Origin of the sequence: Kitasatospora sp. NPDC004614 (assembly GCF_042873675.1) — a bacterium.
In the GTDB taxonomy this organism is placed as follows: Bacteria; Actinomycetota; Actinomycetes; order Streptomycetales; family Streptomycetaceae; genus Kitasatospora.
The window spans coordinates 178,882-205,677 of sequence record NZ_JBIALR010000006.1 but is presented as its reverse complement, the minus strand read 5'-3'; the positions used below and the strand labels follow the sequence as shown (position 1 = coordinate 205,677).

The 26,796-nt window shown below is 72.7% G+C and carries 23 protein-coding genes and 1 pseudogene; 11 read left to right on the top strand and 13 right to left on the bottom strand.

The genetic code is table 11. The features are described 5' to 3' along the window. Positions 1-3: 3 nt before the first annotated feature. Positions 4-681, bottom strand: a complete 678-nt coding sequence (locus ACFYST_RS16345) for a response regulator (protein WP_387646280.1) — start codon at positions 679-681, stop codon at positions 4-6. An 82-nt stretch (positions 682-763) separates the two neighbouring features. Further along, entirely contained in the window at positions 764-3,364 is a 2,601-nt protein-coding gene (locus ACFYST_RS16340; protein WP_387863028.1) for a SpoIIE family protein phosphatase, read from the bottom strand. A gap of 414 nt (positions 3,365-3,778) precedes the next feature. Here ACFYST_RS16340 and ACFYST_RS16335 point away from each other — a divergent pair, with 414 nt between their 5' ends. After that, entirely contained in the window at positions 3,779-4,075 is a 297-nt protein-coding gene (locus ACFYST_RS16335; protein WP_380485970.1) for a hypothetical protein, read from the top strand. Between the two features lie 49 nt (positions 4,076-4,124). On the opposite strand, the gene ACFYST_RS16330 is transcribed toward ACFYST_RS16335, so the two are convergent. Genes ACFYST_RS16330 through ACFYST_RS16315 form a run of 4 tightly spaced genes read right to left on the bottom strand, consistent with a single transcriptional unit; the run spans position 4,125 to position 7,026 of the window. Then, positions 4,125-4,802, bottom strand: coding sequence for a uracil-DNA glycosylase (locus ACFYST_RS16330; protein WP_387862851.1), 678 nt, complete (start codon positions 4,800-4,802; stop codon positions 4,125-4,127). Between the two features lie 35 nt (positions 4,803-4,837). After that, positions 4,838-5,371, bottom strand: coding sequence for a hypothetical protein (locus ACFYST_RS16325; protein ID WP_387862848.1), 534 nt, complete (start codon positions 5,369-5,371; stop codon positions 4,838-4,840). Continuing rightward, complete coding sequence (locus ACFYST_RS16320) at positions 5,371-5,931, bottom strand: hypothetical protein (protein WP_387862845.1); 561 nt, start codon at positions 5,929-5,931, stop codon at positions 5,371-5,373. Before ACFYST_RS16320 ends, ACFYST_RS16325 begins: the two co-directional genes overlap by 1 nt. Positions 5,932-5,940: 9 nt before the next feature. Further along, positions 5,941-7,026, bottom strand: coding sequence for an amidohydrolase family protein (locus ACFYST_RS16315; protein WP_387862842.1), 1,086 nt, complete (start codon positions 7,024-7,026; stop codon positions 5,941-5,943). Positions 7,027-7,141: 115 nt separating this feature from the next. Here ACFYST_RS16315 and ACFYST_RS16310 point away from each other — a divergent pair, with 115 nt between their 5' ends. The 4 genes from ACFYST_RS16310 (at position 7,142) to ACFYST_RS16295 (ending at position 12,183) form a co-directional block, all read left to right on the top strand. Next, positions 7,142-8,224, top strand: a complete 1,083-nt coding sequence (locus tag ACFYST_RS16310) for a pyridoxal-phosphate-dependent aminotransferase family protein (RefSeq protein ID WP_387646290.1) — start codon at positions 7,142-7,144, stop codon at positions 8,222-8,224. 49 nt (positions 8,225-8,273) lie between these two features. After that, positions 8,274-9,620 carry an AAA family ATPase gene (locus tag ACFYST_RS16305; protein ID WP_387862840.1) on the top strand — a complete coding sequence of 449 codons (1,347 nt, stop codon included), beginning with the start codon at positions 8,274-8,276 and terminating at the stop codon, positions 9,618-9,620. Continuing rightward, positions 9,617-10,336, top strand: coding sequence for a hypothetical protein (locus ACFYST_RS16300; protein ID WP_387862838.1), 720 nt, complete (start codon positions 9,617-9,619; stop codon positions 10,334-10,336). The genes ACFYST_RS16305 and ACFYST_RS16300 overlap by 4 nt, the downstream gene beginning before the upstream one ends. 266 nt (positions 10,337-10,602) lie before the next feature. Continuing rightward, on the top strand, positions 10,603-12,183 hold the full coding sequence (locus ACFYST_RS16295) for a TauD/TfdA family dioxygenase (RefSeq protein WP_387862837.1): 1,581 nt from the start codon (positions 10,603-10,605) through the stop codon (positions 12,181-12,183). A gap of 230 nt (positions 12,184-12,413) precedes the next feature. Here ACFYST_RS16295 and ACFYST_RS16290 read toward each other — a convergent pair whose 3' ends face one another. Continuing rightward, entirely contained in the window at positions 12,414-12,593 is a 180-nt protein-coding gene (locus ACFYST_RS16290; RefSeq protein WP_387646683.1) for a hypothetical protein, read from the bottom strand. Here ACFYST_RS16290 and ACFYST_RS16285 point away from each other — a divergent pair. Beyond that, positions 12,559-12,855: pseudogene (locus ACFYST_RS16285) on the top strand (phosphatase PAP2 family protein); the annotation flags it as partial. The gene ACFYST_RS16290 and the pseudogene ACFYST_RS16285 sit on opposite strands and share 35 nt — an antisense overlap. A gap of 141 nt (positions 12,856-12,996) precedes the next feature. Here ACFYST_RS16285 and ACFYST_RS16280 read toward each other — a convergent pair. The 3 genes from ACFYST_RS16280 to ACFYST_RS16270 all read right to left on the bottom strand — a co-directional run bounded on the left by ACFYST_RS16280 (position 12,997) and on the right by ACFYST_RS16270 (position 17,575). After that, positions 12,997-13,701 (bottom strand): response regulator, encoded by a 705-nt coding sequence (locus ACFYST_RS16280; RefSeq protein WP_387646665.1) that lies wholly within the window; start codon positions 13,699-13,701, stop codon positions 12,997-12,999. Positions 13,702-13,741: 40 nt separating this feature from the next. Next, on the bottom strand, positions 13,742-15,136 hold the full coding sequence (locus ACFYST_RS16275; RefSeq protein WP_387862835.1) for a sensor histidine kinase: 1,395 nt from the start codon (positions 15,134-15,136) through the stop codon (positions 13,742-13,744). Between the two features lie 123 nt (positions 15,137-15,259). Further along, on the bottom strand, positions 15,260-17,575 hold the full coding sequence (locus ACFYST_RS16270) for a SpoIIE family protein phosphatase (protein WP_387862832.1): 2,316 nt from the start codon (positions 17,573-17,575) through the stop codon (positions 15,260-15,262). A gap of 116 nt (positions 17,576-17,691) precedes the next feature. Here ACFYST_RS16270 and ACFYST_RS16265 point away from each other — a divergent pair, with 116 nt between their 5' ends. Next, a complete protein-coding gene (locus ACFYST_RS16265) occupies positions 17,692-17,895 on the top strand; it encodes a hypothetical protein (RefSeq protein WP_387646310.1) in 204 nt (67 codons plus the stop codon). A 36-nt stretch (positions 17,896-17,931) separates the two neighbouring features. Here the strand turns inward: ACFYST_RS16265 and ACFYST_RS16260 are convergent, their stop codons facing one another. The 3 genes from ACFYST_RS16260 to ACFYST_RS16250 all read right to left on the bottom strand — a co-directional run bounded on the left by ACFYST_RS16260 (position 17,932) and on the right by ACFYST_RS16250 (position 21,976). After that, positions 17,932-20,481, bottom strand: a complete 2,550-nt coding sequence (locus tag ACFYST_RS16260; RefSeq protein ID WP_387862829.1) for an ABC transporter permease — start codon at positions 20,479-20,481, stop codon at positions 17,932-17,934. Between the two features lie 279 nt (positions 20,482-20,760). Further along, positions 20,761-21,165 carry a RidA family protein gene (locus tag ACFYST_RS16255; RefSeq protein WP_387862826.1) on the bottom strand — a complete coding sequence of 135 codons (405 nt, stop codon included), beginning with the start codon at positions 21,163-21,165 and terminating at the stop codon, positions 20,761-20,763. Between the two features lie 43 nt (positions 21,166-21,208). Then, complete coding sequence (locus ACFYST_RS16250) at positions 21,209-21,976, bottom strand: GntR family transcriptional regulator (RefSeq protein WP_387646318.1); 768 nt, start codon at positions 21,974-21,976, stop codon at positions 21,209-21,211. Positions 21,977-22,288: 312 nt separating this feature from the next. Here ACFYST_RS16250 and ACFYST_RS16245 point away from each other — a divergent pair, with 312 nt between their 5' ends. From ACFYST_RS16245 to ACFYST_RS16230, 4 genes are read left to right on the top strand one after another with little or no spacing between them, the layout of a single operon-like run. Next, positions 22,289-23,455, top strand: coding sequence for an ABC transporter substrate-binding protein (locus ACFYST_RS16245; RefSeq protein ID WP_387646320.1), 1,167 nt, complete (start codon positions 22,289-22,291; stop codon positions 23,453-23,455). 8 nt (positions 23,456-23,463) lie between these two features. Then, entirely contained in the window at positions 23,464-24,444 is a 981-nt protein-coding gene (locus tag ACFYST_RS16240) for an ABC transporter permease (protein WP_387646323.1), read from the top strand. Continuing rightward, positions 24,432-25,259: an ABC transporter permease gene (locus ACFYST_RS16235; RefSeq protein ID WP_387646325.1), complete on the top strand. Its 828-nt coding sequence runs from the start codon at positions 24,432-24,434 to the stop codon at positions 25,257-25,259. The genes ACFYST_RS16240 and ACFYST_RS16235 overlap by 13 nt, the downstream gene beginning before the upstream one ends. 22 nt (positions 25,260-25,281) lie before the next feature. Further along, on the top strand, positions 25,282-26,370 hold the full coding sequence (locus ACFYST_RS16230) for an ABC transporter ATP-binding protein (protein WP_387862824.1): 1,089 nt from the start codon (positions 25,282-25,284) through the stop codon (positions 26,368-26,370). Positions 26,371-26,796: the final 426 nt, after the last annotated feature.

The window sequence follows — 26,796 nt, the reverse complement described above, 5'->3', positions numbered from 1 at the left end:
GCGTCAGAGCTGCGGCATGCCGGGCTCGGCGACCCCCGCCTCGTAGGCGATGATCACCAGCTGGGCGCGGTCCCGGGCGCTCAACTTGGCCAGCAGGCTGCCGACATGGGATTTCACCGTGGGCAGGCTGACCACCAGCCGCCCGGCGATCTCCTGGTTGGAGAGCCCGTTGGCGATCTGCACCAGCACCTCGTGCTCGCGGCGGGTCAGCCCGACCAGCCGCGGCTCGGGCCTGGCCGGTCCGGCGCTCCAGGACAGGTCGGCGATCAGGCGCCTGGTCACGGTCGGCGACAGGACGCCCTCCCCCGCCGCGACGGTCCGGATCCCGGCCACCAGGTCGGCCGGCGTGGCGTCCTTCAGCAGGAAGCCGCTCGCCCCCGCCCGGAGCGCCGGATACACGTACTCGTCCAGGTCGAACATGGTCAGCGCCAGCACGCGGACACCCGCCAGTTCGGGGTCGGAGCAGATCTCCCGGGTGGCGGCGATGCCGTCGAGCGCGGGCATCCGGAGGTCCATCAGCACGATGTCCGGCCGCAGTTCGCGCGCGAGCCGGACGGCGTCCGCCCCGTCGGCGGCCTCCGCCACCGTCGTCATGCCGGGCGTGGAATCCACCAGCAGCCGGAAGCTGCCGCGCAGCAGCGCCTGGTCGTCCGCGATCAGCACCCGAATCGTGTCGGCCATGGCCCCACCCTATGCGCCACCCACCGCCACCCGGCCGGGAGTTCGGACTGCGGGCGGCAACGCCGGACACTTCGCCGCCGCGCTACGTAGTCACGGGCGGGGAGACGTGATCAAGTGCTTGTTCACTCCAGATGATCTTGCCGGTTTCGGTGTAGCGCGTGCCCCATCGGTCGGCGAGTTGGGCGACGAGGAAGAGTCCGCGTCCGCCCTCGTCGGTGGTGGCGGCGTAGCGCAGGTGGGGTGCGGTGCTGGTGCCGTCGGAGACCTCGCAGACCAGGGCGGCGTCGCGGATCAGGCGCACGTGGATGGGTGGGGCGCCGTAGCGGACGGCGTTGGTGACCAGTTCGCTGAGGATGAGTTCGGTGGCGAAGGCTTCTTCCTCGATGCCCCAGGCGTCGAGTTGGTCGTTGACCGCCGCGCGCACGTGGGCGACTGCGGCGGGGTCCTGGGGGACGTCCCATTCGGCGATGCTGCCGGGGCTGAGGGTGCGGGTGCGGGCGACCAGGAGGGTGACGTCGTCGTTCTGACGGGCGGGCGGCAGGCGGCGCAGGATGGCGGTGCAGGTCTCCTCCGGGGTGCGGTGCGGGTGGGCGACGGTCTCGCGCAGCAGCTGGAGGCCGCTGTCGATGTCCTGCTCGCGGCTCTCGATGAGTCCGTCGGTGTAGAGGACCAGGAGGCTGCCCGGCGGCAGGTCGATCCGGGCGGTCTCGTAAGGCAGAGCGGTCAGGCCGAGAGGGTGCCCCTGGGGGATGTCCGGGTAGTAGGCGCTGCCGTCGGGGTGGACGACGACGGGCGGCGGATGGCCGGCGGTGGCCAGCGTGCAGTGACCGGCGGTGGGGTCGTAGATGGCGTACAGGCAGGTGGCGCCGGTGATGGTGTCCTCTGCGTCGGCGGTTTCCCGGTCGATGCGTTGGACGAGTTCGTCGAGGTGGCCGAGGAGTTCGTCCGGGGGGATGTCGAGAGCGGAGAAGTTGTGCACGGCGGTACGCAGGCGGCCCATCGTCGCGGCGGCGTGGATCCCGTGTCCGACGACGTCACCGACGACGAGGGCGGCCCGGGTGCCGGGCAAGGGGATCACGTCGTACCAGTCGCCGCCGGCCCCTTCCTGGGCGGGCAGGTAGCGGTGGGCGACCTCCAGGGCGGCTTGCGGCAGCAATTCGCCGGGCAGCAGGCGGCGTTGGAGGGTGGCGGCGAGCGTGTGCTCGCGGGTGTACCGGCGGGCGTTGTCGATGCACAGGGCGGCGTGCGCGGTGAGATCCTCGGCGACGGAGCGGTCGTCCTCCTCGAAGGGTGCCGTGGTGTCGGCGCGCCAGAACTCGGCCACCCCGAGCATGATGCCGCGGGCCAGCAGCGGGGCCGCGATCATCGAGTGCACGCCGTGGTCCAGCAGGGCGCGGGCGGCGGGCGGGTCCACGTCCTGCCACGCGGCGTCGTCGGCGAGACGGGGTGCGAGCCTGGCGCGTCCGGTGCCCAGGCTCCAGCCCTGGGGAGTGGCCCGGCCGAAGGCGATGGTGCGGCCGATCGGGAAGAAGGGGGCGTCGTCACGGATGCCGCCGATCGCCACGCGGACCACCTCACGGCAGTCCCGCTCGGTGGGCTCTTCGCCCGATACGACTCCGGGGGCCAGGTCGACGGTGACGAAGTCGGCGAACCGGGGCACGACTGCCTCGGTGAGCTCCTCGGCGGTGCGGGTCACGTCCAGGGTCGTCCCGATGGCGGTGCTGGCCTCGTGCACCAGGCGCAGGCGGCCGCGTGCCTGCTCCGCCCGTCCCGACAGGCTGCGCAGTTCGGTGGTGTCACGCAGGGTGGCCACGCTGCCGGGCGGGCCGTCAACCTGGCCGGTCGGCCGAATGTTCACCGCCAGCAGCCGCTCTCCGGCTGCCACCACCTCGTCGCTGACCGTGGTGCCACCGGCCAGCAGGTCCGCCGTCGGCGACTCCAGACCCAGCTCCGGCACCAAGCGGCCCTCGCAGTCGGGCGGCAGATCCAGCAGGCGCCGCGCTTCGTCGTTGGCGAGCACCACCCGGCCCTCACCGTCGACGATCACGACGCCCTCGCGTACCGCGTGCAGCACCGCGTCGTGGTGCTCGTACATCCGGGTCATCTCGGCCGGCCCCAGGCCCCGGGTCTGCCGGTTGAGCCTCCGGCTGATCAAGGCCGTCCCCAGCACCGACACCGCCAGCGCACCGGCAGCCCCGATGGTGAGGACGCGCACGCGCATGCCGACGACACCGTTGATGTCGCTGATGTGAGTGCTCGCGGCCACCCACCCGACGAACCGGCCGTTGTCGTAGACCGGGACCCGGGCGACCATCTGCTTCCCACCGGCGCTGGTGTGCACGATTGCGAAGTTCGGATGGTCGCGGGACAGGGTGGGCACGATGTTGGGCTCCACCATCGTGCCGACCCGGTACGGGTAGCGGTCGGTCACGCGGACGTACTGCGCGTTGATGACCTGGATGCCCGTGTCGCCCAAGGCTTGCGACGCTGCCAGGGCCTTGGGCTCGAGGATCGCCGACGGGTTGCTGGTGGCCAGTGCGGGCACCACCCCGGCCGAGTTGGCGAAGGTCTGCGCGACGGCCATCGCCCGGCTCCGGGCCCTCTCGTTGATGTCGTCGTGTGCCTGGACCAGCAGCTCCGCCAGGGCGGTCACGACCAGCAGCAGCACCACCACCAGCTGCATCACGAACACCCGGCCCGCGAGGCTGCGCGGGACGAGGAACGCCGCGCGCCGTCGCCGGCCGGAACCGCCCCGATCAGCCGCAGAGCCCGACGACCGCGGTTCTGCAGCCGCCTCTCTGCCACGCGACAGGGCGGCTCGCCAGGTACCGAACCGCGCCATACCCCACACCTACACCCGTGGTGAGGACCGAGCCAGCCGGAAGCTGCCGCGCAGCAGCGCCTGGTCGTCCGCGATCAGCACCACCCGAATCGTGTCGGCCATGGCCCCACCCTGTGCGCCACCCGCCGCCACCCGGCCGGGAGTTCGGACTGCGGGCGGCGACGCTGAACACTTCGCCGCCACGGTACGTACTCACGGGTGGGGAGACGTGAAGCCGTCCGGCTTCACGTGAACGTTTCCACCGAAGGAGGAGAAATGCTGCGCATCGTGGCGACAGGGCTCCTCACCGGTCTGCTCTGCCTCGGCGGCGCGGCCACCGCGATGGCCGCCGCCAACCCGAGCGGGACCGGACCCCCGAACCAGTCCTGCCAGAGCTTCGAGACCCCCGGCACCGGCGCCGGGGCCCCCGGACACTCCGGCACCTCACCCGGCTCGGTCTTCAACGAGCCCGGCTTCGGCAGCACCAACGGCGGCACCGGCGGAGCGGCCTACAACAACGCGGGCGCACCGTCCCAGTACGACGTCGCCTGCTTCCAGGTCGCCCAGCACTGACCCCACCGGCCCGGGCCCCGAACCCGGGCCACCCATGTGCCCCGGACAGTTACGGCAGGCGCCAGTCCACGGGCTGCCCGCCCTGGCGGACCAGCAGGTCGTTGGCGCGGCTGAACGGCCGCGAGCCGAAGAAGCCGCTGGACGCGGAGTAGGGGCTGGGGTGCGGCGACTCGATGCTGGGGACCTGGCCGAGCCACGGGCGCAGTTCGCGGGCGTCGCGGCCCCAGAGGATGGCCACCAGCGGGCCGCCGCGGTTGGCGAGGGCCTTGATGGCCTGCTCGGTGACAGCCTCCCAGCCCTTGCCGCGGTGGCCGTTGGTCTTGCGGGTCTGGGTGGTCAGCGCCCGGTTGAGCAGCAGGACGCCCTGGTTCGCCCACGGCGTCAGGTCACCGTTGGACGGCGGCGGGAAGCCGAGGTCGTTGCCGTACTCCTGGTAGATGTTGACCAGGCTCGCCGGTATCGGACGCACCTCCGGCGCGACCGAGAAGCTCAGGCCAACGGCGTGACCCGGTGTCGGGTACGGGTCCTGACCGACGATCAGCACCCGGACGTCCGCGAACGGCTGCTGAAAGGCCCGCAGCACCTGCGGCCCCGGCGGCAAGTAGGTACGCCCGGCGGCGAGTTCACCACGCAGGAAGTCGCCCATCGCGGCGACCTGCGGGGCGACCGGCGCGAGGGCCTGGGCCCAGCCGGGTTCAACGATTTCGTGCAAGGGTCGAGCAGCCATGACGAAAGCCTATCGGCCGCACCGACAACGCCAGTTCACGAGGTCCAGCGCACCCACCGCGGGGCACGGCCGTCGGGCGTGCGGGGGCTCGCGAAGTGGAACGGCACCCGGAGCGCTCTTGCCACCGCGACGCCGATCATCTCCGCCGCCACCGCGATGTGCGGCCGCCCGTCGTCGCTCTCCTCCGAGCCGAGGTGCCGAGTCGCCGTGCTCGCGTACACAGGCTCCAGCGGGTGGTCCCGCGTCGCACCGATCGCGAACAGCCAAACGAACCAGCCGTGCGCCAAGTCACCGGCCCAGACCGCCTCGACCGCAAGCACCCGCTCCTCGACCTCCCCGGCCTTCCGGATCAGCACCCGGGGATCCACCGGCCCGTCCGGGACCGGCGGCCGCAGCAGCGCGTGGCGGGCGACAGCGATCCCCAACCCCTGCGGAATGCTCAAGCCGTGGGCCGTCTGCAGCAGCACCACGATCCCGTACGTCTTGTCCTTCCGCGCCAGGTCGTCCACCTGCTCACGCGCCTCGGCGGGCAGCGCCTCCCACAGCGCGAGAACCTCCTCGCCCGTCATCACGGCGTCGCCCGCGGCCGCACCCAGCGCGGGGCCTCGTCGTCCGGCCGGTCGGGGCTGCCGAAGTGGAACGGGACGCCGAGCTCCGCCGCGACGCCACGCCCGATCCGTTCGGCGGCGACCGCGATGTGCGGGCGGCCGTCGATCCGGTCGTCGGAGCCGAGGTAGCGGGCGGCGTTGCTCCAGTACACGGTCACCAGCCGGTGGTCGCGGCTCCCGCCGACCGCGACCAGGTCGACGAACCAGTTCTGGACGGTGTCCCCGTCCCAGACCGCCTCGACCGCCAGCACCCGCTCGTCGACCTCCCCGGCCCGCCGCTCCACCGCCGCCGGATCGAGGGGAACGTTCGCGGGGTTCGCGACCCGGTCACCGTAGTGCTCGCAGCGCGCCCCGACGATCGCCTGGGCCTGGTGCAGCCCGATCCCATGGCTGACCCGCCCCGCGTCCAGCAGGATCTTCATCGCCCAGACCAGCCGGAACTGCAGCACCAACCCGTCCACCTGCTCACGGACGTCGGCAGGCAGCGTCTCCCACCAGGCGAGGGCTTCCTCGTCCGTCATCCGCATCACTCACACCACCCGGCCGTTGAGCACGATGTGCCGCGGCGCCCCCAGCACCCGCAGGTCCGCGCGCGGGTCCGCGTCGTAGATCACCAGGTCGGCGGGGGCGCCCTCGGTGAGGCCGGGGCGGCCGAGCCACTCGCGGGCGGACCAGGTGGCGGCGGCGAGGGCCTCGGTGGGGGTGAGGCCGGCCTTGGTCAGCTCCAGTGCTTCCTCGCCGACCAGGCCGTGGGCGAGCGAGCCGCCCGCGTCGGTGCCGACGTAGATCGGGATGCCGGCGTCGTGGGCCGCGCCCACCGTCGCGTAGCGGTTCTCGTGCAGGCGCCGCATGTGCGCGGACCACTGCGGGAACTTGGTCTCGCCGCCGTCCGCGAGGCCCGGGAAGGTGGCGATGTTGACCAGGGTGGGGACGATCGCCACGCCGCGTTCGACGAAGGCGGGGATCAACTCCTCGGTGAGGCCGGTGGCGTGCTCGATGCAGTCGATGCCTGCGGCCAGCAGGTCGGGCAGCGATTCGGTGGCGAAGCAGTGCGCGGTGACCCGGGCGCCCTCGGCGTGCGCGGCGGCGATCGCCTCGGTGAGCGCGTCGCCGGGCCAGCAGGCGGCGAGGTCGCCGGCGCCGCGGTCGATCCAGTCGCCGACCAGCTTGACCCAGCCGTCGCCGCGCCGGGCCTCGGCGGTGACGTACGCGGCGAGGTCGCCGGGTTCGATCTCGTGCGCGTAGTTGCGGATGTAGCGGCGGGTGCGGGCGATGTGCCGCCCGGCCCGGATGATCTTCGGCAGGTCGGCGCGGTCGTCTATCCACCTGGTGTCGGCGGCGGAGCCGGCGTCGCGGATCAGCAGGGTGCCGGCGTCCCGGTCGGTGAGGGCCTGCTTCTCGCTGGTGGCCCGGTCGACGGCGCCGTGCGCGTCCAGTCCGACGTGGCAGTGGGCGTCGACCAGGCCGGGCAGCGCCCAGCCGGTGAGGGTGGCGGCGGGTTCGGCGGCGGGCCGCGCGAAGGTCACCCGGCCGTCCACCGCCCAGAGTTCGTCCCGGACGTCCTCCGGCCCGACCAGCACCCGGCCCTTGATGTGCAGCACCCCACCGTCTGTCATGCCTGGCACTGTACTCGGCAGCCGTGCGGGCGCACGGGGCGATCTGCGGCACACTGTTCGACGGCGACCCCCTCGTCGCCCCGGCGAAACCCCGTTGCCCGAAAGGCCTCCCCGCATGCTGCTCGACCTTCCCCCGATGACCGCCGACCGGTTCGCCGCGATCGAGGACAAGGTGGCGGCGCTGCTGCACACCGAGGCCGACGTGATCGTCACCCAGGGCGAGGCGCTGCTGCCGCTGGAGGCGGCGATCAAGGGCGCGGCGCACCCGGGTTCGACCGCGCTGAACGTGATCACCGGCCCCTACGGCCAGACCTTCGGCGGCTGGCTGCGCGACGCGGGCGCCAAGGTCGTCGACCTGGCCGCGCCGTTCGACGCCGCCGTCACCGCCGAGCAGGTCGCGGACGCGCTGCGCGCCAACCCGGAGATCGACTTCGTCTCGCTGGTGCACGCCGAGGCCGCCACCGGCAACACCAACCCGGTCGCCGAGATCGCCGCCGTCGTGCGCGAGCACGGCGCGCTGCTGATGCTGGACGCGGTGGCCTCGGTGGCCGCCGAGCCGCTGCTGACCGACGCCTGGGGCATCGACCTGTGCGTGATCGGCGGCCAGAAGGCGATGGGTGGCCCGGCCGGCGTCTCGGCCGTCTCGGTCAGCGAGCGGGCCTGGCAGCGGATCGAGGCCAACCCGGCCGCGCCGCGCCGCTCCTACCTCTCGCTGCTCGACTGGAAGGCCCGCTGGACCGACGCCGGCCGCACCCAACTGCCCCACGCCCCCGCCCAGTTGGAGATGCTCGCACTCGAGGAGTGCCTGGACGCGATCACCGCCGAGACCCTCGACGCAGTCATCGCCCGCCACCGCGCCGCAGCCGCCGCCACCCGCGCGGGCGCCACCGCCCTCGGCACCCTCACCCCGTACGTCCGCCTCGCCGAGCACGCCGCCCCGGTCGCCACCACCCTGCGCACCGCCGACGGCCTCGACGCCACCGAACTCGCCGCCGAACTCCGCCGCCACGCCCCCCAGTTGCCCGTCCAGGCCGGCGGCGGCGCCCTCGCCACCACCATGCTCCGCCTCAACCACTACGGCCCGGCCGCCACCGCCGAAACGGTCATCGCCACCCTGGAAGCCCTCGCCCAGGCCACCGACGTCTCGGCCGCGGCAGCGGTGGCGGCAGCCACCGAGGCCTGGGAGCAGGCGATCTGACGCTGCGCCACAGCCTGCGGCGGCGGTCCGGGACGACGAGGGAGCACGGATGTACATCACCAGAGTCCAGCTCAGGAACGTGAAGGGCTTCACCGGGAAGCGCGCCGTGGACCTGCCGCTGGCGGGCGGCAGCGGCTGGACCGTCCTGGCCGGACGCAACGGCTCGGGCAAGTCCACCGTGCTCCAGGCGATCGCCCTGGCCGTGAGCGGCCCGAGCGTCGCCCAGACCCTGGTGCCGGACTTCACCGGGTGGGTCACCACCGGCGCCAGGCAGGGGGCGGTGGACATCGAGGTGACCCACAAATCGCCGCTGGACAGCTTCGCGGGAGCAGGCAAGACCCCGCAGGGACCCATCTCGCTGGGACTGCGCTGGACACCTCCGCCCGCCGATGCCGATCACCCCGCCCGCCCCGCCCTGAGCGCCTTCCCCAGCACGACGAAGAGCGGCTCCCGGGGCCCCTGGGCGGAGAACTCGTTCGGCTGGTTCTGCGCCGGCTACGGCCCGTTCCGGCGACTCACCGGCGGGTCCAGCGAGGCCCAGCGCCTGATGATCAATCAGGGGCCTCGAGGTCGCCTGGCCACGCTGTTCCACGAGGACGCCTCGCTGGCCGAAGGCGTGGCCTGGCTCATCGACCTGCGGCTGCGGGCGTACGAGGAGGAGGACCGGCCAGGCGGAGCGGCGGCACTGCTCGCAAAGGTGCTCGGCCTGCTCCAGGACGGGCTGCTGCCGGACCAGTACCAGATCCAGCGGGTGACGGCCGACGGGCTGTGGGTCCGCGAGCACGGCCGGAACGGACGGGGCTTCCCGCTGCGGGAGATGAGCGACGGCTATCGAACGGTGGTGGCGCTGGTGCTCGACATCGTGCGCCAACTCCACAGCACCTACGGCACCCTGCTCTCCCAGCCGATCCCCGGCGGAGGCATCGCGGTCCACCTGCCCGGCGTGGTGCTGATCGACGAAGTGGACGCGCACCTCCACGTCACCTGGCAGCGCAAGATCGGCGACTGGCTGCGGCAGCACTTCCCGGCGATCCAGTTCATCGTCACCAGCCACAGCCCCTACATCTGCCAGGCCGCCGACCCGGGCAGCCTGATCCGCCTCCCGGGCGTCGACGAGCAGCACCCCGCAGTGGTCGTCGACGACGACCTCTACCACCGGGTCGTCTACGGCAGCGGCGACGACGCCGTGCTCTCGGAGCTGTTCGGCCTGGAGACGCCCTACTCGAACCGCGCCGAAGGGCAACGCCGGCGGCTGGTCGCGCTGGAGCGCAAGGTGTACGCCGAAACGGCCTCCGCCGAGGAGATCGCCGAGTACCAGGAACTCGGCGAGCGACTCACGAGCTCACTGAGCAGCAGGGTGGCCGAGGTGTCCGCCAGGCTGGAGCCGGACCGGTGATCCCGCTCCCCCGCACACCCCTGCCGGCCGACTCCGCGCAGTTGCTGACCAAGTGGACCGGACGCGTGGCGGCGGCCGGCGGCGACTCGAAAACGGCCCGCGACCACTGGAAGCGGGCCGCGGCACCCAAGCAGCACATCCACCGAACCCTGGAACCGATGGCCCGCGGCAACCTCCGGTGCATGTACTGCGACGACAGCCGGGGCACCGGCATCGACCACTTCCAACCGATCGACAGCGCCCCGCTGCGGGCGTTCGACTGGCCGAACCACCTCTTCGCCTGCTCCTTCTGCAACAGCAACGCCAAGCGGGACGCGTACCCGGTCGACACAGACGGCACCTGCCTGTTGATCGACCCGACCGCCGAGGACCCCGCCGACCACCTGGTGCTGTTCCTGAGGAGCGGCGAGTACGAACCGGTCGTCGGGTCCCGGAAAGGCCGGCGCACGATCGAGGTGTTCGGCCTCAACCGGGGCGACCTGGTCAAGGGCCGCCTGGACGCCTTCCACCGCGCCTGCTCCAACATCCGCGACTGGTTCACCCTGGTCCAGGACGGCGACCCGCACGCGGACGATGTGGCGCGGGCCCTGCTGGACTCCCCGTTCATCGACGTCGTCCACGCGATGACCCGGCTGAAGCCGACGCTCGCACCGACCGTCGTCGGGCAGCGAACGGTGCCCGCGCTCGACGCCTGGCGGTCGGTGCACGGTTTCTGACGTCGGTCAGTGTTCCAGCCAGGAAACCTGGAGCTGCACGGACGGCGCGACGTTCGGCCAAGCGACGGTCGGCGGGTCCTCCTGGCCGAGGGCGGCTGGCAGGTCACGGGCAAGGTCCAGCGTCATGCCTCGCACGCTAGCGCCCCCCACGGACAGGGTTCGGCTTCCGGTGGCCGACCGTTCACCGCCTGGGCAACCGGTGTACGCAAGCGCGGACTTGGCTGAGCAGCCCCGCGAAGTTGTCTGTACAACCGGAGGCTGCTCCCATGTCCGTCCCCAACCCCTACTGGCTGCGCGACAACTGTCCGTGCACCGAGTGCCGCAACCCGCGCAGCGGGCAGAAGCGGTTCCAGATCGGCGACCTGCCGGACGGCCTGACCGCCACCGAGGCGCACCGGGACGAGAGCGGGCTGAGCGTGGTGTGGTCCGACGGCCACCGCTCGCACTACCCGACCGGCTGGGACGCGCCCGAGGACGCGGCCGGCGACCACCGCACCGAACACGGCAAGCGCCTGTGGGAGGCCGCCGACTTCGCCCGCGGCCTGCCCGAGGCCGACTGGTCGAGCTACCTGTCCGACCCGGAGGAGAGGATCGCCGTCCTCTCCGCCGTCCGCCGCTCCGGCTTCGCGGTGCTCCGCGGCGTCCCGGTGGAGGAGCGTCAAGTCCTCGCCGTGGCACGGACGTTCGGGTATGTGCGGGACACCAACTACGGCGAGCTGTTCGACGTCCGGGTGGAGCCCGACGCGGTGAACTTCGCGTTCACCGACGCCGCCATCGCCCCGCACACCGACAACCCGTACCGCGACCCCGTCCCCACCCTCCAGCTGCTGCACTGCCTGCGCAACGAGGCCGCCGGCGGCGACTCGGGCCTGGTGGACGGCTTCCGCGCCGCCGCGCTGCTGCGCGAGGAGGACCCGGAGGCGTTCGCGCTGCTCGCCCGCACCCCGGTGCCGTTCCGCTACCGGGACCGCACCGCCGACCTGGCCGCCGAGCTGCCGATGATCGGGCTCGACCCGCGCGGCGCGATCCGCGAGATCCGCTTCAACAACCGCTCCATCGACACCCTGCGGACGCTCGACGGCGCGGAGCTCGACGCCTTCTACGCCGCGTACCGGCGCTTCGCGGCGATCACCCTCCGCCCGGAACTCCAGCTCGAGTTCCGGCTCGGCCCGGGCGACTGCCTGATCTTCGACAACACCCGCCTGCTGCACGCCCGCACCGCCTTCGAACAGGCCGGCGGCCGCCACCTCCAGGGCTGCTACGCCGACCTCGACTCGCTCTCCTCGACCCTCTCCGTGCTGCGCCGCAACGTCGCCGCGCTCGACGAACTGGAGGCCCTGTTCGCGGGCGAGGGTGCCGGCGAGTACCTCGGCGAAGCCGTCACCATGGCCGAACACATGCTCCAGGCGGGCCAGTTGGCCCGGACGGCCGGCGCCCCGCCCGCGCTGGTGGCCGCCGCGCTGCTCCACGACATCGGCCACTTCCACGGCAGCGGCCTGAAGCTGATGGCCGGCACCGACAACCGCCACGGCGACACCGCCGCCGGCTGGCTCTCCCGGTACTTCCCCACCGCCGTCACCGAGCCCGTCCGCCTGCACGTCCCCGCCAAGCGCTACCTCTGCACCGCCGAACCCGACTACTTCGCCAAGCTCTCCCCCGCCTCCGTCCACACCCTCGGCCTCCAGGGCGGCCCGATGACGCCCACCGAGGCCGAGGAGTTCGCCGCCGGCCCGTTCGCCGCCGACGCCGTGACCGTCCGCCGCTGGGACGAGGCCGCGAAGGACCCTGCGGTCGGCACCCCGGCGTTCGCCGAATTCCGGCCGCTGCTCCTGGAGTTGATGAGCTGACACGCTGGTGTCAACCCTGACCATCGTCAGGGGTGCCGGTTGACTTTCGGGCCGGGCCACACGGGCACCCCGGCTCGTACCGTCCGGACCATGACGTACACGCACAGGAAATCCGGGACGGGGGCCAGGCCCGTCCTCGCCGCGGCCGTGCTCAGCGCGGGGGCCGGGGCGGTGGTACTGCTGGCGCCGAAGCAAGGCGGAACGGAACCGGCGCGGTGGTCGGCCGACGGTTACCGCCGGGTGGCGGAGGCCGTCGGCGACGCCCCGCACGCGGTGGCCGCGCTGCTGGAGCCGGCCACCGAGGCCGGGCTGCTGGTGCTGGGGCTGCTGCTGACGTACTGCTGGTGGACGGCCCGGGCCCGCCGGGCCGCCCGGGTGGTCGCGGGGGTGGCGCTGGTCGGGCTCGGCACGGTGCTGGCCTACGGGACGAGCGAGGTGCTGAAGGTGCTCCTCGACGAGGAGCGGCCCTGCCGGGCACTGACCGGGCTGCCCGGCACGGCGGTCGGCGACTGCCCGCCGCCCGGTGACTGGTCGTTCCCCAGCAACCACGCCACCCTGGCGGTCGCGCTGGCGACGGGGCTGGTCCTGCTGCGCCCGCGCTGGGCGCTGCTGGCCGTCCCCGTCGGCGGGGCCACGGCCGCGCTGCGGGTGGCTGCCGGGGTGCACTACCCGCACGACGTGCTCGCCGGCGCCGCCCTCGGCGGAACGGTCACGGCGGCCGTGGTCCTCGCCCTGCGGCCGGCGGCCACCCGCGCCGTGTCGGCCCTGACCGGGGTGCCGGTGCTCGGGTGGCTGCTGTCGACTCCCGCGGCCTCAGTCCCGCGGACCGCCCGCGCAGTTCGCGCCGAGGGTCAGCCCGGCCTCGTGCGCGAGGACGGCGGCCGCCGCCCGGTTGGCCACCCCCAACCGCGCCAGGATGGAGCTCACATGGGCCTTCACGGTGCCTTCGACCACGCCCAGCCGGCGGGCGATCCGGCCGTTGGACAGTCCGGCCGCGATCAGCGTCAGCACGTCCCGTTCCCGGACGGTCAGGGCGGCCACCTGTTCCCGGGCTCCGGCACGCCGGTCGGCGGGGCCACCGGCCCCGGTGGCGGCCAGGTGGGCGACCACCCGGGCGGCCACCTTCGGTGAGAGGTAGGCCGCCCCGGCGGCCACCGCGTGCACCCCGGCGAGCAGTTCCTCGGGCTCGCCGGACTTGATCAGGAAGCCGTTCGCGCCCCCGCTGAGCGCGCGCAGGATGTAGTCGTCCTCGCCGAAGGTGGTCAGCATCAGCACCCCGGTGGCCAGGCCGCTGCGACGGATCTCGGCGGCGGCCGCGATGCCGTCCGTCCCCGGCATCCGGATGTCCAGCACGGCGACGTCCGGCCGGTGACGCCGGACCAGCTCGACGGCCTCCCGGCCGTCCCCGGCCTCGGCGACGATCTCGATGCCCGGGTCGGTGGTGAGCACGGCGCGCAGCCCCGCGCGGATCATCGGCTCGTCGTCGGCGAGCAGCACCCGGATCGGTGCGGGTGTCATCAGCAACTCCTGTCGGTCGTTCAGCACGTATGGGGAATGGTCAGGAGACGAGCACGTCGCGCGAGACCAGCCGGGAGTCCTGGAAGCACAGCCGGTACGCGTCGTCCGCCCGGTCCACGAACAGCTGCGCGGTGATGGCGTAGTGCACGCACGAAACGCCCTCCCCCGGCGGCGGCGCGGGCGTCGACGGCCCGCTCGGCACCTGATACGGCAGCCGGTGGCCCGGCAGCACCCGCTCGACCGAGGCCTGGTCCTGCCCCACCTGGAGGGTGGCGTACACCTCCGGGTCCAGCACCGACAGGCTGACCACGTACAGCGTCCACACCCGCAGCGCCACGGTCAGCAGCACGGCCGTCACCAGCGGGACGAGCACCACGGCAGCCAGCGTCCGGCCGACCCTGCGCCGGGCGCGCCGCAGTTCACGCACCGGCGACGGCGGGGCGGCGGGCCCCGGCGGAACGGGCCCGGCGGGGCGGCGCGGCAGCTCGGCCACCACCTCGAACCCGCCGTCCGTTCCCGGACCGTGCGCGAAGCTCCCACCCGCGAGCCGGACCCGCTCCGCCAGCCCGACCAGGCCACGCCCACCGCCCGCCGCCGGCACTCCCGGGGCGACGGGCGCCGGGCCGTTGGCCACCCTGACCCGGGCACCCTCGGACGCGTACGCCACCTCCACGGTGACGCCCGCCCCCGGGGCGTGCTTGGCCGCGTTGGTCAGCGCCTCCTGCACCACCCGGTACGCGGCGTGCTCGGTGGCGCGCGGAAACCCGTCCGGCTCACCGGTGATCTCCGAACGGACGGCCAGGCCGGCCGCGGCCGCCTCCGCCACCAGGTGCGGAATGTCCGCGTCGGCCGGCCCGCGACCCGCGTCGCCCTCGTCCCGCAGGATCCCGATCACCTCGCCCAGCCGATCGACGGCAGCGGCCGCACCCGCCCGGATCTCCTGGGCCGCCTCCCGGTGGGGCTCCGCAAGGTCGGGGGCGAGCTTCAACACCCCGGCGCGCAGAGCGATCAGGCTGAGATCGTGCCCGAGGGCGTCGTGCATGTCCTGCGCGATCCGGGCCCGCTCCCGCAACCGCGCCTGCTCGGCAACCAACTGCTGCTCCCGCTCCAGCCGCTCCGCCCGCTCCCACCCGGCCCGCACCAACTCCTGCGACTGCCGCCAGAACCGGCCCAGCAACCACGGCCCCATCCCCGTGCACACGGCGAGCACGACGAACCGCAGCCCCAACAGGATCCACGCCGGCACCGACCCGACCACCAGCACCCCGCCCGCCACCAGCACGGCGAACACCACCGCCGCCGACCGCACCCGCTCCGTCCGCAGCCCCGCCAGGAACGACAACCCGACCGCCGGCAACACCCACCACAGGCTCGTGACACCCAGCCCGACACACCCCGCCGCCACCACCGGCAGCGCCGCCCCACTCATCCGCATGCCCACGACCCTACGGGGGCCGCCCCCACCTGCGGATCTGCCGAAAGTCATGCCCGCCGGGAACCCGCCGGCCGACATCCCGGCGTTCGCCGAATTCCGGCCGCTTCTCAGGGAGTTGACGCGCTAACGCTCCCGGGGCCGCAGCTCGAACCACACCGTCCGCCCATCCGGCCGGAGCTCGGCCCCCCACCCGTCGGCGGACCAGGCCACCATCAGGAGACCGCGATCGGCCTCCTCGTCGAGCGGATCGACTGCCGTCAGGACGGGGAGCCGGTGGTGGTCGTCGGTGACCTCGACCAGCAGGCGATCGGTGTACACCAGCCGCACCCCGACAGGTACTTTCGCCACCAGCACGGCGTCGGTGATCAGTTCACCGGCCAGCAGTTCGGCGAGGTCGAGGTCGATCTCCAGGCCCCACTCGGCGATCCGGTCCCGGACGAACCGCCGGGCGGCCCGCACCTCCTGCTCCCCCAGCACGACTAGGTAGTGCGCCACCCGCTCCGCGGGGATGCCGTCGAGCCCCACCACCAGAAGGGCGAGGTCGTCCCGGCGGGCCGTCGCGGACAGTTCGTCCAGCAGGTCCGCGCAGACCTGGCCGGGTGTGGACTCCGGCCCGATCAGGTCGGCGCAGCGGTCGGCGAACTCCCCGAACCCGTCGTAGTCGTGCAGCGGGAGCAGGCTGTCGGAGCCGAGCACCAGCATGGCTCCGTCCGGGACGTCCACCGTGATGGCCTCGAACGGCAGCCCCCCGGTCCCGACCGGAAGGTTGGAGGGCACGGCGAGCCACTCGACGCTGCCGTCCGGGTGGCGCAGCAGCGGGGGCGCATGGCCGGCCGAGGCCATCTCGCAGCGCCGGGCGATCGGGTCGTACACCAGGTAGAGGCAGGTCGCCAGCTGGGCGACACCGAGCCGCAGGACCAAGTCGTCCAGGTGCCGCAGCAGTTGTGCGGGCGGTACGTCGAGCAGGGCGAAGGCCTGCACCCCCGCGCGGAGCCGGCTCATCGTCTGGGCGGCCTCCAGACCGTGGCCCATCACATCGCCGACCACCAGGGCGACCCGCTGGCCGGCCAGTTGGATGACGTCGAACCAGTCGCCGCCCACCCCGGCCTTGCGGTCGCCGGGCAGGTAGCGGTGTGCGGTCCGGACACCGGCGATCCTGGGCGGGTCGGGCGGGATCATCGAACGCTGCAGGGCCTCCGCCAGCCGCGCCTCGGCCTGGTGCAGCCGCGCACTGTCCAGCAGGAGCGCCCCGCGCTCGGCGAGTCCGCGCAGCAGCGGAACGTCGGCGGACTCGAACGGCACCCGGCTGGACATCCGCAACAGTTGCAGCACCCCGAACACCCGCCCCCGAACCGTCAGCGGGAGGGCCAGCACCGACGATTCCGGGCCGGGTTCGTGACCCTCGTCCACCAGCGTGAGGACGGGTTCGCCGCCCTGCAGGGCGCGGCCGATCGGGGTGCCGGGCCCGATGCTCAGCACCGCGCCCATCCGCGGCGACAGCCCGAGCAGGCCGTCGCTGTCCCCGGCGTGACCGGCCAGCTGAAACCTGCTGTTCCGCCACGGCAGTTCGTCCTCCGGGTGGGAGCCGAAGACGAACTCGGTCCGCAGATAGACCGTGGCCAGGTCGGCCCAGCCCGGCACGAACACCTCGCACAGCTCGGTGATCGTGGTGTCCAGGTCCACGGTGGTGCCAACCCTGCGGCCGAACTCCCGCGTCAGCACCGCCGCCGGCGACTCCAGCTCCGCCCGGTACCTGAACTCCCGCTCGTGGCGCGCCCGTTGGGTGGCCAGCGCGGCCTCTGCCGCCAGCAGCCGGGCCTCCAGGCGAACGCACTGCTCCTCCGCGTCGTGGCGCAGCGACTGGGCCCGCGCCAGCTCCGCCCGCAGCAGGTCCAACTCCCGTTTCAGCGACCGCAGTTCCTCCCGGGCGGGCTCGGTGTCCGGCCCGTCCGCCCACCGCTCCAGCTCGCCCGCCCCGTAACGCGCCGCGGCCCGGTCCGCCTCCAACTGCCGGTAGCGCTGCTCGGCCTGCTGCGCCTGCGCCTCCGTCGCCGCCAGCGAGCGCAGCAGGTGCCGTTCCCGCACCCCCGCCAGCTGGAGCTCGCGTTCCGCCGCCCCGAGCCGGTCGCGCAGTTCCTCGACCTCGTGCCGGGAGGCGTTGCGCACCCGCAACGCCTCCATCCGCAGCCGGTGGACGTGTTCCTGCACCTCGGAAGTGACCGACTCCCCCGTGGTCTCGGCGACTTGACGCAGCAACTCGTCCACGAAGTCCTTCGGAGCGATCCGCACCCCGCTGAAGTACCGCGAGACAGTGCCCTTGTCGTAGTTGCAGCGAGCGGCGTAGCGGGTGAGCGAGATCCCCAGGGCCTGGAACAGCTGCCCCAGGAAGGCCGTGAAGGCGGCGACTTCCGGCTCGCCGCCCTGCGGTTCGAGCGTCACGGGCTCCCCTCCCCGGCCGTTGCCGGGAAGTGGCAACCCGTTGCGCCTGGTGCAACTCTCGGCCTGCGTCGAAGACTAGGAGAAACCCTCAACCCCCCGCAGCGAAAGGCGCATTGATGTTCACCGCAGTCGTCCGACAGCTGGCCGCCTGCCAGCGCGCAGTGGTCGTGGCCCTGGCCCTGTTGCCCATGATCCTGGTGACCGTGGCCTGCCTGCCCGCCGTCCTGCTCCTGCCCGCTTTCCCGGGCGGAATACGACGCCTCACGGCCCTGCTCACCCTGCTCCGCCGCTGGACGGACACCGTCCTGTCCCGGAGCTAGTGCCGGTGGTCCGTCCGGCCGTCAGGGACGGTCGGTTCAGGCCGCGTTGATGCTGTGCAGGATGTCCGTCCCGGCGGCCTGCCGGGCGGGCCAGAGGCCGGCGATGGTGCCCACCGCGCCGGCGCAGACCAGGAACAGGAGCAGCTCCCCGAACGGCAGCACGGTGCTGATGCCGGGCAGCGGGACGGACAGGGTGCTGACCGCGGCCTTGGCCAGGTAGCTGCCGAGGGCCATGCCGACCACGGCGCCGAAGACCGAGACGACGGCCGATTCGAGTCGGACCATCCGCTTGATGCCGGCCCGGTCCAGGCCGAGTGCGCGCAGCAGGCCGATCTCGCGCTTGCGTTCGAAGACGGACATCGCCATGGTGTTGACCACGCCGAGGGCCGCGACCAGCACGGACATGCCGAGCATGACGTACAGCAGGCTCATCGCGGCGTTCACGGTGGAGCTGTAGTCGTCCGCCATGGCCCGCTTGTCGCGGATCACGATCACCGGGTTGTTCCCGGTGGCGGTGGCGATGGCCTGCTTGAGTTCCCGGGTCGGCCCGTTGGTGCCCTTGACCAGTGCCTGGACGATGAAGGGCTGCGGGTTGTGCGCGGCGATCACGGAGTTGGCGAGCAGGACCGGGGAGAGCAACTGGTTGTTCTCGAAGACGCCGCCGACGGTCAGCGCGCTCTCCGTCCCGTCGGGGTTGCTCATCTTGACGGTCGAGCCGGCCTCGAGGCCCTCGCTCTTCGCCAGGCCGGCGTCGATCAGCAGCTGGCCCTGCTTCAGGGTGTCGGCGGAGCCGGCCGTCATGGACAGCTTGACCAGCTGGTCGAAGGTGTCCGCGTCCAGGCCCTCGACGGTGTGCGGGTTGCCGTTCACCTTGGCGTTCATCGAGGTGACGGCGCTGACCGAGGTCACGCCCGGCACCTTGGCGATGTCCGCGGGGATCTGGGCGGACAGTCCTCGGCCGTTGGTCATGGCGACGGCGAGGTCGGCCTTGACCGCGCCGTCCACGGATCGGGCGGTCACGTCGGTCACCGAGGCGCCGACCACGGTCATCGCGGTGACCAGGGTGAGGCCGATGGCGATCGCGCCGGCGGTGGCCGCGGTGCGGCGCGGGCTGCGTACCGCGTTCAGTGCGGCCAGCTTGCCGGGGGTGCCGAACAGCCGGACCAGGACCGGGCGGGCCAGGCCGATCGCCGGACGGGAGAGCAGCGGCAGCAGGATCAGGATCCCGATCGCGGCGAGCGGCGCACCCGGCCGGATGAACTGCTGCTTGCTGTGGTCGGACACGATGCCGAGCGTGATCAGCCCGAGGCCGAGGGCGGTGATCAGCCCGCCGATGCTGTTGCGGATCAGCAGGCTCTTCGGGGTGGTGGGCTGGTCGCCGCTGCTCATCGCGGCCACCGGCGCGATCCGGGAGGCCCGGACGGCGGGCAGCAGGGCGGAGACCACGGTGACCAGCACGCCGACGGCCAGCACGGTAACGGTGGTGCCCGGTGAGACGACCACCGAGCCGGTGGGCATGCCCCGGTTGACCGACTTCAGGCCCCACTGGAGGCCGGCGCCGACGCCGATGCCGACCAGCAGGCCGCCCGCCGCGGAGACCAGGCCGATCAGCGCGGCCTCGGCCAGCACCGACCCGGTGACCTGGGACCGAGCGGCACCGATCGCGCGCAGCAGCGCCAATTCCTTGGTCCGCTGGGCGATCAGCATGGTGAAGGTGTTGGCGATGATGAAGATGCCGACGAAGAGCGAAACCGCGGCGAAAGTGAGGAGGACCTGCTCCAGGCTGTGGGTGCGGCGGGAGATCATCTCGGACTGGGCGGTCCGCAGCTGCTCGGCGGTCTGCACCGTGAACCGCTTGCTGTACGCCACCACCGGCGTGATCTGCTCGCGCAGCGCCTGGGCGGAGACGCCGGGCTCGGCAGTGACCTCGATGCTGCTGTACTGGCCGGGCGTCAGCAGCGCCTGCTGCGCGGAGGCGGTGTCCAGCAGGGTCAGCGAGCCGCCGCCGGCGACCATCGGGTCGGTGGTGGTGAAGATCCCGGTCAGCCGGGCGTCCACGGCCGGGCCGTTGGTGGCGATCCGCACGGTGTCGCCGACCTGGTGACCGCCGGACTCGGCGGTCTTCCGGTCGAGGGCGATCTCGCCGGTGGCGCGCGGGCCGCGGCCCTGGACCATCGGGTAGCGCGGGTCGTTGCCGGAGACGTCCGGCACGAAGTTCGCGGACCTGGCGCTCCACGCCGGGCCGATCAGCTTGTTCTGCTTGTCGGCGACACCGGTGAAGTCACCGACCACCGCCCGGGTCTTCGCCACCCCGGGGAGCGCCGCGACCTTGGCGACGGTCTCCTCGTTCAGCTGGGCCGAGCTCCGCTGGCCGCGGAAGGCGCCGGAGGCCGACGCCGCCGGGTCGGAGACCATCACCGACAGGTCGTCGAAGCTGGTCGAGTAGCTGTTCCTGGTGGCCTGGTCGACGGTGTCGGAGAAGACCATGCTGCCGGCCACGAAGGCGGTCCCGAGCATGATGGCCAGCGCCGTCATCAGCAGTCGGCCCTTGTGGGCCAGCAGATTGCGCAGTGCGGTGCGGTACATGGGAGCTCTGTCCTGACCGAGGCGGGCGGCCGGGAAGCGGCCCGGACGGCGACAACTCCATCTTGCGGCCCCGGACATGACGGCACGTCAGTCCACTGACGTAGCCGTGCGGGCGTACGCGGCAGCGTCCGGTCCACCCCCGGGACGACGCCCCGGGGGGGTGAGCCCACAGCCACCCGGAACACGACGGTCGCCGCGACGCGTGCGAGCGGCCGCGCCACCAGCACGAGGCACCAGCGCGAGGCGCCAGCGCCAGGACGAGGCCGCCGCGCCGGCTCGCTAGGGCAGCGCCGCCGTCAGGTCGATCTCCACCAACTGCCCGCGGTAGCCCAGCGCGGCGACGCCGAGCAGCGTGCTGGCGGTGGCGAACGCGGGGGCGAGCGGGCCGTCCTGCAGGTGCTTCCAGGCGGCCCCCAGCTCCTCGCTCCGGTCGCTGACGACGTAGATCACCGAGCGGACCACCCGCTCGGGGCCGACGCCGGCTGCGGCCAGGGCGACGAGCGAGTTGGCCACCACCTGGTCGATCTGGGCGAACAGGTCGCCCTCCCCGACCAGAAGCTCGTCGCGGTCGAGCGGGCACTGCCCGGCCAGGTGTGCGGTGCGGCCGGTCTCGGTGATGGTGATGTGGGCGTAGCCGGCGGTGGGGTGGAGTTCGGCGGGGCTGATGCGGGTGATGTCGGTCATCCGCCGATAGTGCCCCGCGAGCGGAGCCGCAGGCATCCGAATATCAGTCGTTCTCCCGCGCGTGCCGCGAAAGTGCCGACGAGGCAAGGGAGTTGTGGATGGAGAAGGCCACCGTCCCGGGCAGGTACCGGTCCTGCGACCATTCCACCGGCGTGCCGGTCGGGTCCGTGGTGCGGCGCTTCTCGCGCAGCAGCGGGCTGCCCCGCCGGCAGCCGAGCAGCCGGGCGTCGTCGGCGTTGGCGCCGACCACGTCGATGGTGTGGTCGGCGTCGCTGAACAGGATGCCGTGTTCGCGCAGCGGTTCGGTGTGCGAGACGGCGTCGGGGGGCAGTTGGGCGACGAGTTCGCCGACCCGGGGCGGGTAGACGGTGCGTTCGACCATGACGGGGGTGCCGGAGAGGGTGCGCAGGCGGAGCATCGCGTAGACCTCGGTGCCGGGTTCGAGGCGCAGTTGTTCGCGTTCGGCGGCGTCGGCGGGGCGGCGGACGATGGATTCCAGTCGGCCGCCGGGTTCTTCGCCCATGGAGCGGGCCCAGTGGGTGAAGGAGAGCAGTTCGGAGAAGGACTGCACGCGGGCGCTGCCGAGGACGACCCGGCGGGTGCCGCGGCGGGAGGTGACCAGTCCGTCGGCGCGCAGCAGGGCGAGGGCCTGCCGGACGGTGCCGCGGGAGACGCCGTACTGCTCGGCGAGGGCACCCTCCGCCGGCAGTCGTCCGGCGTCGCCGAACGAGCCGGAGGTGATCGCTTCGCGCAGGTCGGCGGCCACCTTGCGGTAGAGCGAGCCGGCGGCGCTGTCCTGGTCGGATGCCACGTGCGTCGATTTCCCTTGCCTGGTAAGGAGATTGGGCCGTGTCCGCGCTGTGATCGCGCGTACACCATTGACTGTAGCCGCTGTCACCGCACCGTCCGGCGCCGGGCGCGACCGTTCCGACAGCCGCCCCCTGCACTGGGCCGTCCGTTCACTTTCCCGTCACCGGCCTCGGGCGTACTTACCTCGGGCGACGGAAGTTGGCTGGCCAACTTGGCCAGGACCCGACACGTGTCACTACCCGACACATCCCGCGCCGCGCACCGAACACCTCTCGTGATCTCTGCAGCTCCACTTCCTTCAGGAGACCCTCCCGTGACCGTGCACCGCCACCGCGCCGCCGCCCTCGCGGCCGTGCTGACCGCTGCCGCGCTCTCCCTCTCCGCCTGCGGCTCCGCCGGCCAGGCCGCCAAGTCCGGTGACGCCAAGGGCGGTTCGGGCAACGCCAAGACCGCCACCTCGCTGGCCGACTTCGGCGGCATGGACGGCCTGGTGGCCGCCGCGAAGAAGGAGGGCAAGCTGCACGTCATCACCCTGCCTCGCGACTGGGCCAACTACGGCAAGCTGATGGACGACTTCAAGGCGAAGTACGGCATCGAGATCGAGGACGAGAACCCGGACGGCTCCAGCCAGGACGAGATCAACGCGGTCAAGTCCCGCAAGGGCCAGGACCGCGCGCCCGACACTCTGGACCTGGGTTCGGCGTTCGCGCTGTCCGCCGCCAAGGAGGGCATCCTCGCCCCGTACAAGGTCGCGTCGTTCGACAAGATCCCGGACACCATGAAGGACGCGGCCGGCCTGCGGGTCAACGACTACGGCGGCTACGTCTCGATCGGTTGCGACGCCAAGAAGGTCGCCAACTGCCCGAAGACCTTCGCCGACCTGCTCAAGCCCGAGTACAAGGGCCAGGTCGCGCTGAACGGCAACCCGACCAAGTCCGGTTCGGCGTTCGGCGGCGTGTACGCGGCGGCGCTGGCCAACGGCGGTTCGCTGGACAACGTCCAGCCCGGCATCGACTTCTTCGCCAAGCTGAAGCAGTCCGGCAACTTCAACCCGGTCGAGTCCACCCCGGCGACCGTCGAGAAGGGCGAGACCCCGATCTCGATCGACTGGTCGTACCTGAACGCCGGCTACACCGACGAGTTCAAGGGCAAGGGCGTCGACTGGCAGGTGTCGATCCCCTCGGACGGCTCCTACGCCCAGTTCTACAACCAGGCCATCAACAAGGACGCCCCGCACCCGGCGGCCGCCCGCCTGTGGATGGAGTACCTGTACTCCGCCGAGGGCCAGAACGGCTTCATGGGCGGCTACGCCACCCCGGCGCTGTTCGACGCGATGAAGAAGGACGGCACCCTGGACGCCGCCGCGGCGGCCAAGCTGCCGCTCGTCGAGAAGCCGTTCACCACCTTCCCCAGCTCGGAGCAGATCGACGCGGCCAAGAAGGTCGTGACCGAGAACTGGGCCAAGGCGATCGCGGGCTGATCACCGACATGACCACGGCTCCCACCCCGGTGCCGGCCCCGGCCGCCGCTGACCTCAGCGGCGGCCCGGTGGCCACCGACACCGCCATCACCTCCCCTGCCCCCACCCCGCTGAACTCCACCCCTGGGGCCGCCGGACGCCGCCTGCTGCGCGGCAAGTCCTGGCTGGCCACCGTCCCGCTGCTGGCCTTCTTCCTGATCGGCTTCGGCCTGCCGGCCATCGCCATCGTCACGGGCGCGTTCACCGTCTCCAGCGACGCGGAGACCGGCGCGGGCTCGTTCACCACCGCGAACCTCACCGACTCGGTGCAGGGCGCCTACTGGACGGCGCTGGTCTCCAGCGTGAAGCTGTCCGCGCTCACCGCCCTGATCGCCACCGCGGTCGGCGTGCCGATCGCCCAGGCGGTGCTCACCTCCCGGTTCCGGGTGCTGCGCGAAGCGGTGCTGACCGCCTCCGGCGTGCTCGCCAACTTCGGCGGCCTGCCGCTGGCGTTCGCCTTCGTCGCCACCCTCGGCAACGCCGGCGAGCTGACCAAGATGTTCCACCTGACCGACCACGGCTGGTCGCTGTACAGCTTCACCGGCCTGACGGTCGCCTACCTGTACTTCCTGGTGCCGCTGATGGTGCTCACCATCACCCCCGCGCTGGAGGGCCTGCGGGTCCAGTGGCGCGAGGCCGCCCAGAACAACCGGGCCACCAGCCTCCAGTACTGGCGGCACGTCGCCCTGCCGATCCTGTTCCCGTCGCTGCTCGGCGGTTTCGTGCTGCTGTTCGGCTCGGCGTTCGCCGCGTACGCCACCGCCGCCGCGATGGTCGGCGCCACCGTGCCACTGATCAGCCGCCAGATCGCCGACGCGCTGTCCGGCAACGTGCTGACCGGCCAGGGCAACCTGGCGCTGGCGCTCAGCCTGGACATGATCATCGTCGCCGTCCTGGTGATGGCCGTCTACCTGCCCCTCCAGCGCCGGAGTGCCCGATGGCTCAGCTGATCTCCCGTCTGCGGGTCTGGCGCGGGGCGGTCCTGCTGCTGGCCGGCCTGTACTTCCTGATCCCGATGGCCGCGTCGGTGTGGTTCTCCATCGACAACCGGGGCGGCATCACCTTCGACGCCTACACCGGCCTGCTGTCCGCCCCCGGCTTCACCGACAGCCTGCTGCTCACCCTGGAGCTCGCCGCCGTCACCGTGGTGGTGCTGCTGCTCCTGCTGGTGCCCGCGATGATCGCCGTCCGGCTCGGCTCGCCGAAGCTCCGCCCGGTGCTCGAAATCGTCTGCACCCTGCCGCTGGTGGTGCCGCCGGTCGCGCTGACCGCCGGCCTGATCGGCGTGCTCCGCTGGGGCCCGGACTACCTGATGGAAACCCCGTTCTTCCAGACCTTCGTGTTCATCCAGCAGCCGGAGTTCCCGCTGGTCCTGGTGATCGCGTACGTGCTGATGGCGCTGCCGCTGGCCTACCGCGCCCTTGACTCCGGCCTGCGCGCCGTGGACGTCCGCACCCTGGTCGAGGCCGCCCGGAACTGCGGCGCGAGCTGGCCGCGGGCCGTCGTCCAGGTGATCCTGCCGAACCTGCGCGGCGCGCTGCTGAACGCCTCCTTCCTCACCCTGGCCATGGTCCTCGGCGAGTTCACCACCGCCTCGATCCTCGGCTACCAGCCCTTCGCCGTGTGGATCTACTCGGTCGGCAACAGCCAGGGCCAGATGTCCGTCGCGGTGTCCGTGCTCAGCCTGCTGATCACCTGGGTGCTGCTGCTCCTGCTGGCCGCCGCCGGCCGCGAGCGCCGCCACAAGACCGCCACCGCCTCCTGAGCCTCCCCGGAGACCACCACCCATGAGCACCGCCACCGCCGCCCCCACCGCAGCCACCGGCACCAGCGCCACCGTCGAATTCCGCTCGCTGCGGCGGCAGTTCGGCGCCACCACCGCCCTCGACGGCCTCGACCTCACGGTCAACCCGGGCGAACTCCTCGCCCTGCTCGGCCCGTCCGGCTGCGGCAAGACCACCGCGCTGCGCATCCTCGCCGGGTTCGAGACCCACGACTCCGGCGAGGTGCTGGTCGACGGCGAGGACATCACCCGGATCCCCGCCCACAAGCGCGACGCCGGCATGGTGTTCCAGTCCTACAGCCTCTTCCCGCACCTCACCGCCGCCGACAACGTCGCCTTCGGCCTCCGCATGCGCGGCGCCGCCAAGGCCGAACGCCGCAAGCGCGCCCACGAGTTGCTCGAACTCGTCGGCCTGCCGCAGCGCGCCGACCACTACCCGCACCAGATGTCCGGCGGCCAGCAGCAGCGCATCGCCCTCGCCCGCGCGCTCGCCCTCCAGCCGCGCGTCCTGCTCCTGGACGAGCCGCTGTCCGCCCTCGACGCCAAGGTCCGCCTCTCGCTGCGCGAGGAGATCCGCCGCCTCCAGCAGGAACTCGGCATCACCACCCTGTTCGTGACCCACGACCAGGAAGAGGCCCTCTCGATGGCCGACCGGGTCGCCGTCCTGCGCGCCGGCCGGCTCGAGCAGTGCGCGACGCCCTCCGAGCTGTACTCCCGGCCGGCCACCGCGTTCGTCGCCGAGTTCGTCGGCACCATGAGCCGCATCCCGTGCGTGCGCACCGCCGACGGCCAGGTCGAGGTGCTCGGCCGCCGCCACCCCGTCGACGGCACCCTCCCCGCCGACGGCGACCTGCACGTCCTGGTCCGCCCCGAGAACGTCCAGCTCACCCCCGCGACGGACGGCCCCGCCCAGGTCATCGCCGCCTCCTTCCTCGGCGCCGTCACCCGCCTCACCGTCCGCCTCCCCGACGGCACCGAAATCAAGTCCGACCTCCCCACCGAAACCGCCGCCACCCTCCCCCTCGGCACCCACGCCACCCTCACCCTCCCCACCCGCCCCGTCCTCGTCGACCGGGCCCCGGCCGCATCCTGACGTCCCGCCAGGGCACCGTCGTCCTGCGCCCAAGTCCCGCACCCTGAGCGTCAGTGCCACTGAAATCCCGCGCCCCGCAGGGGCGCGGGGAACTGCGCGAGACGGAAGGCAACGAGCCGCAGCCGCCCGCCGACACCCACTTGCCGCCCCGTAGCGCCCTCTCCGTTCCTCGCCCCCAAGAGTTCCGCGCCCCGCAGGGGCGCGTGGGGGCACCTCCCAGCCCGCCAGGGCTGGGGGAGAACTGCGCGAGACGGAAGGCAACGAGCCGCAGCCGCCCGCCGACACCCACTTGCCGCCCCGTAGCGCCCTCTCCGTTCCTCGCTCTCAAGAGTTCCGCGCCCCGCAGGGGCGCGGGGAACTGCGCGAAGCGGAAGGCAACGAGCCGCAGCCGCCCTCCGACAACCACCTGCCGCCCCGCACCGCGTC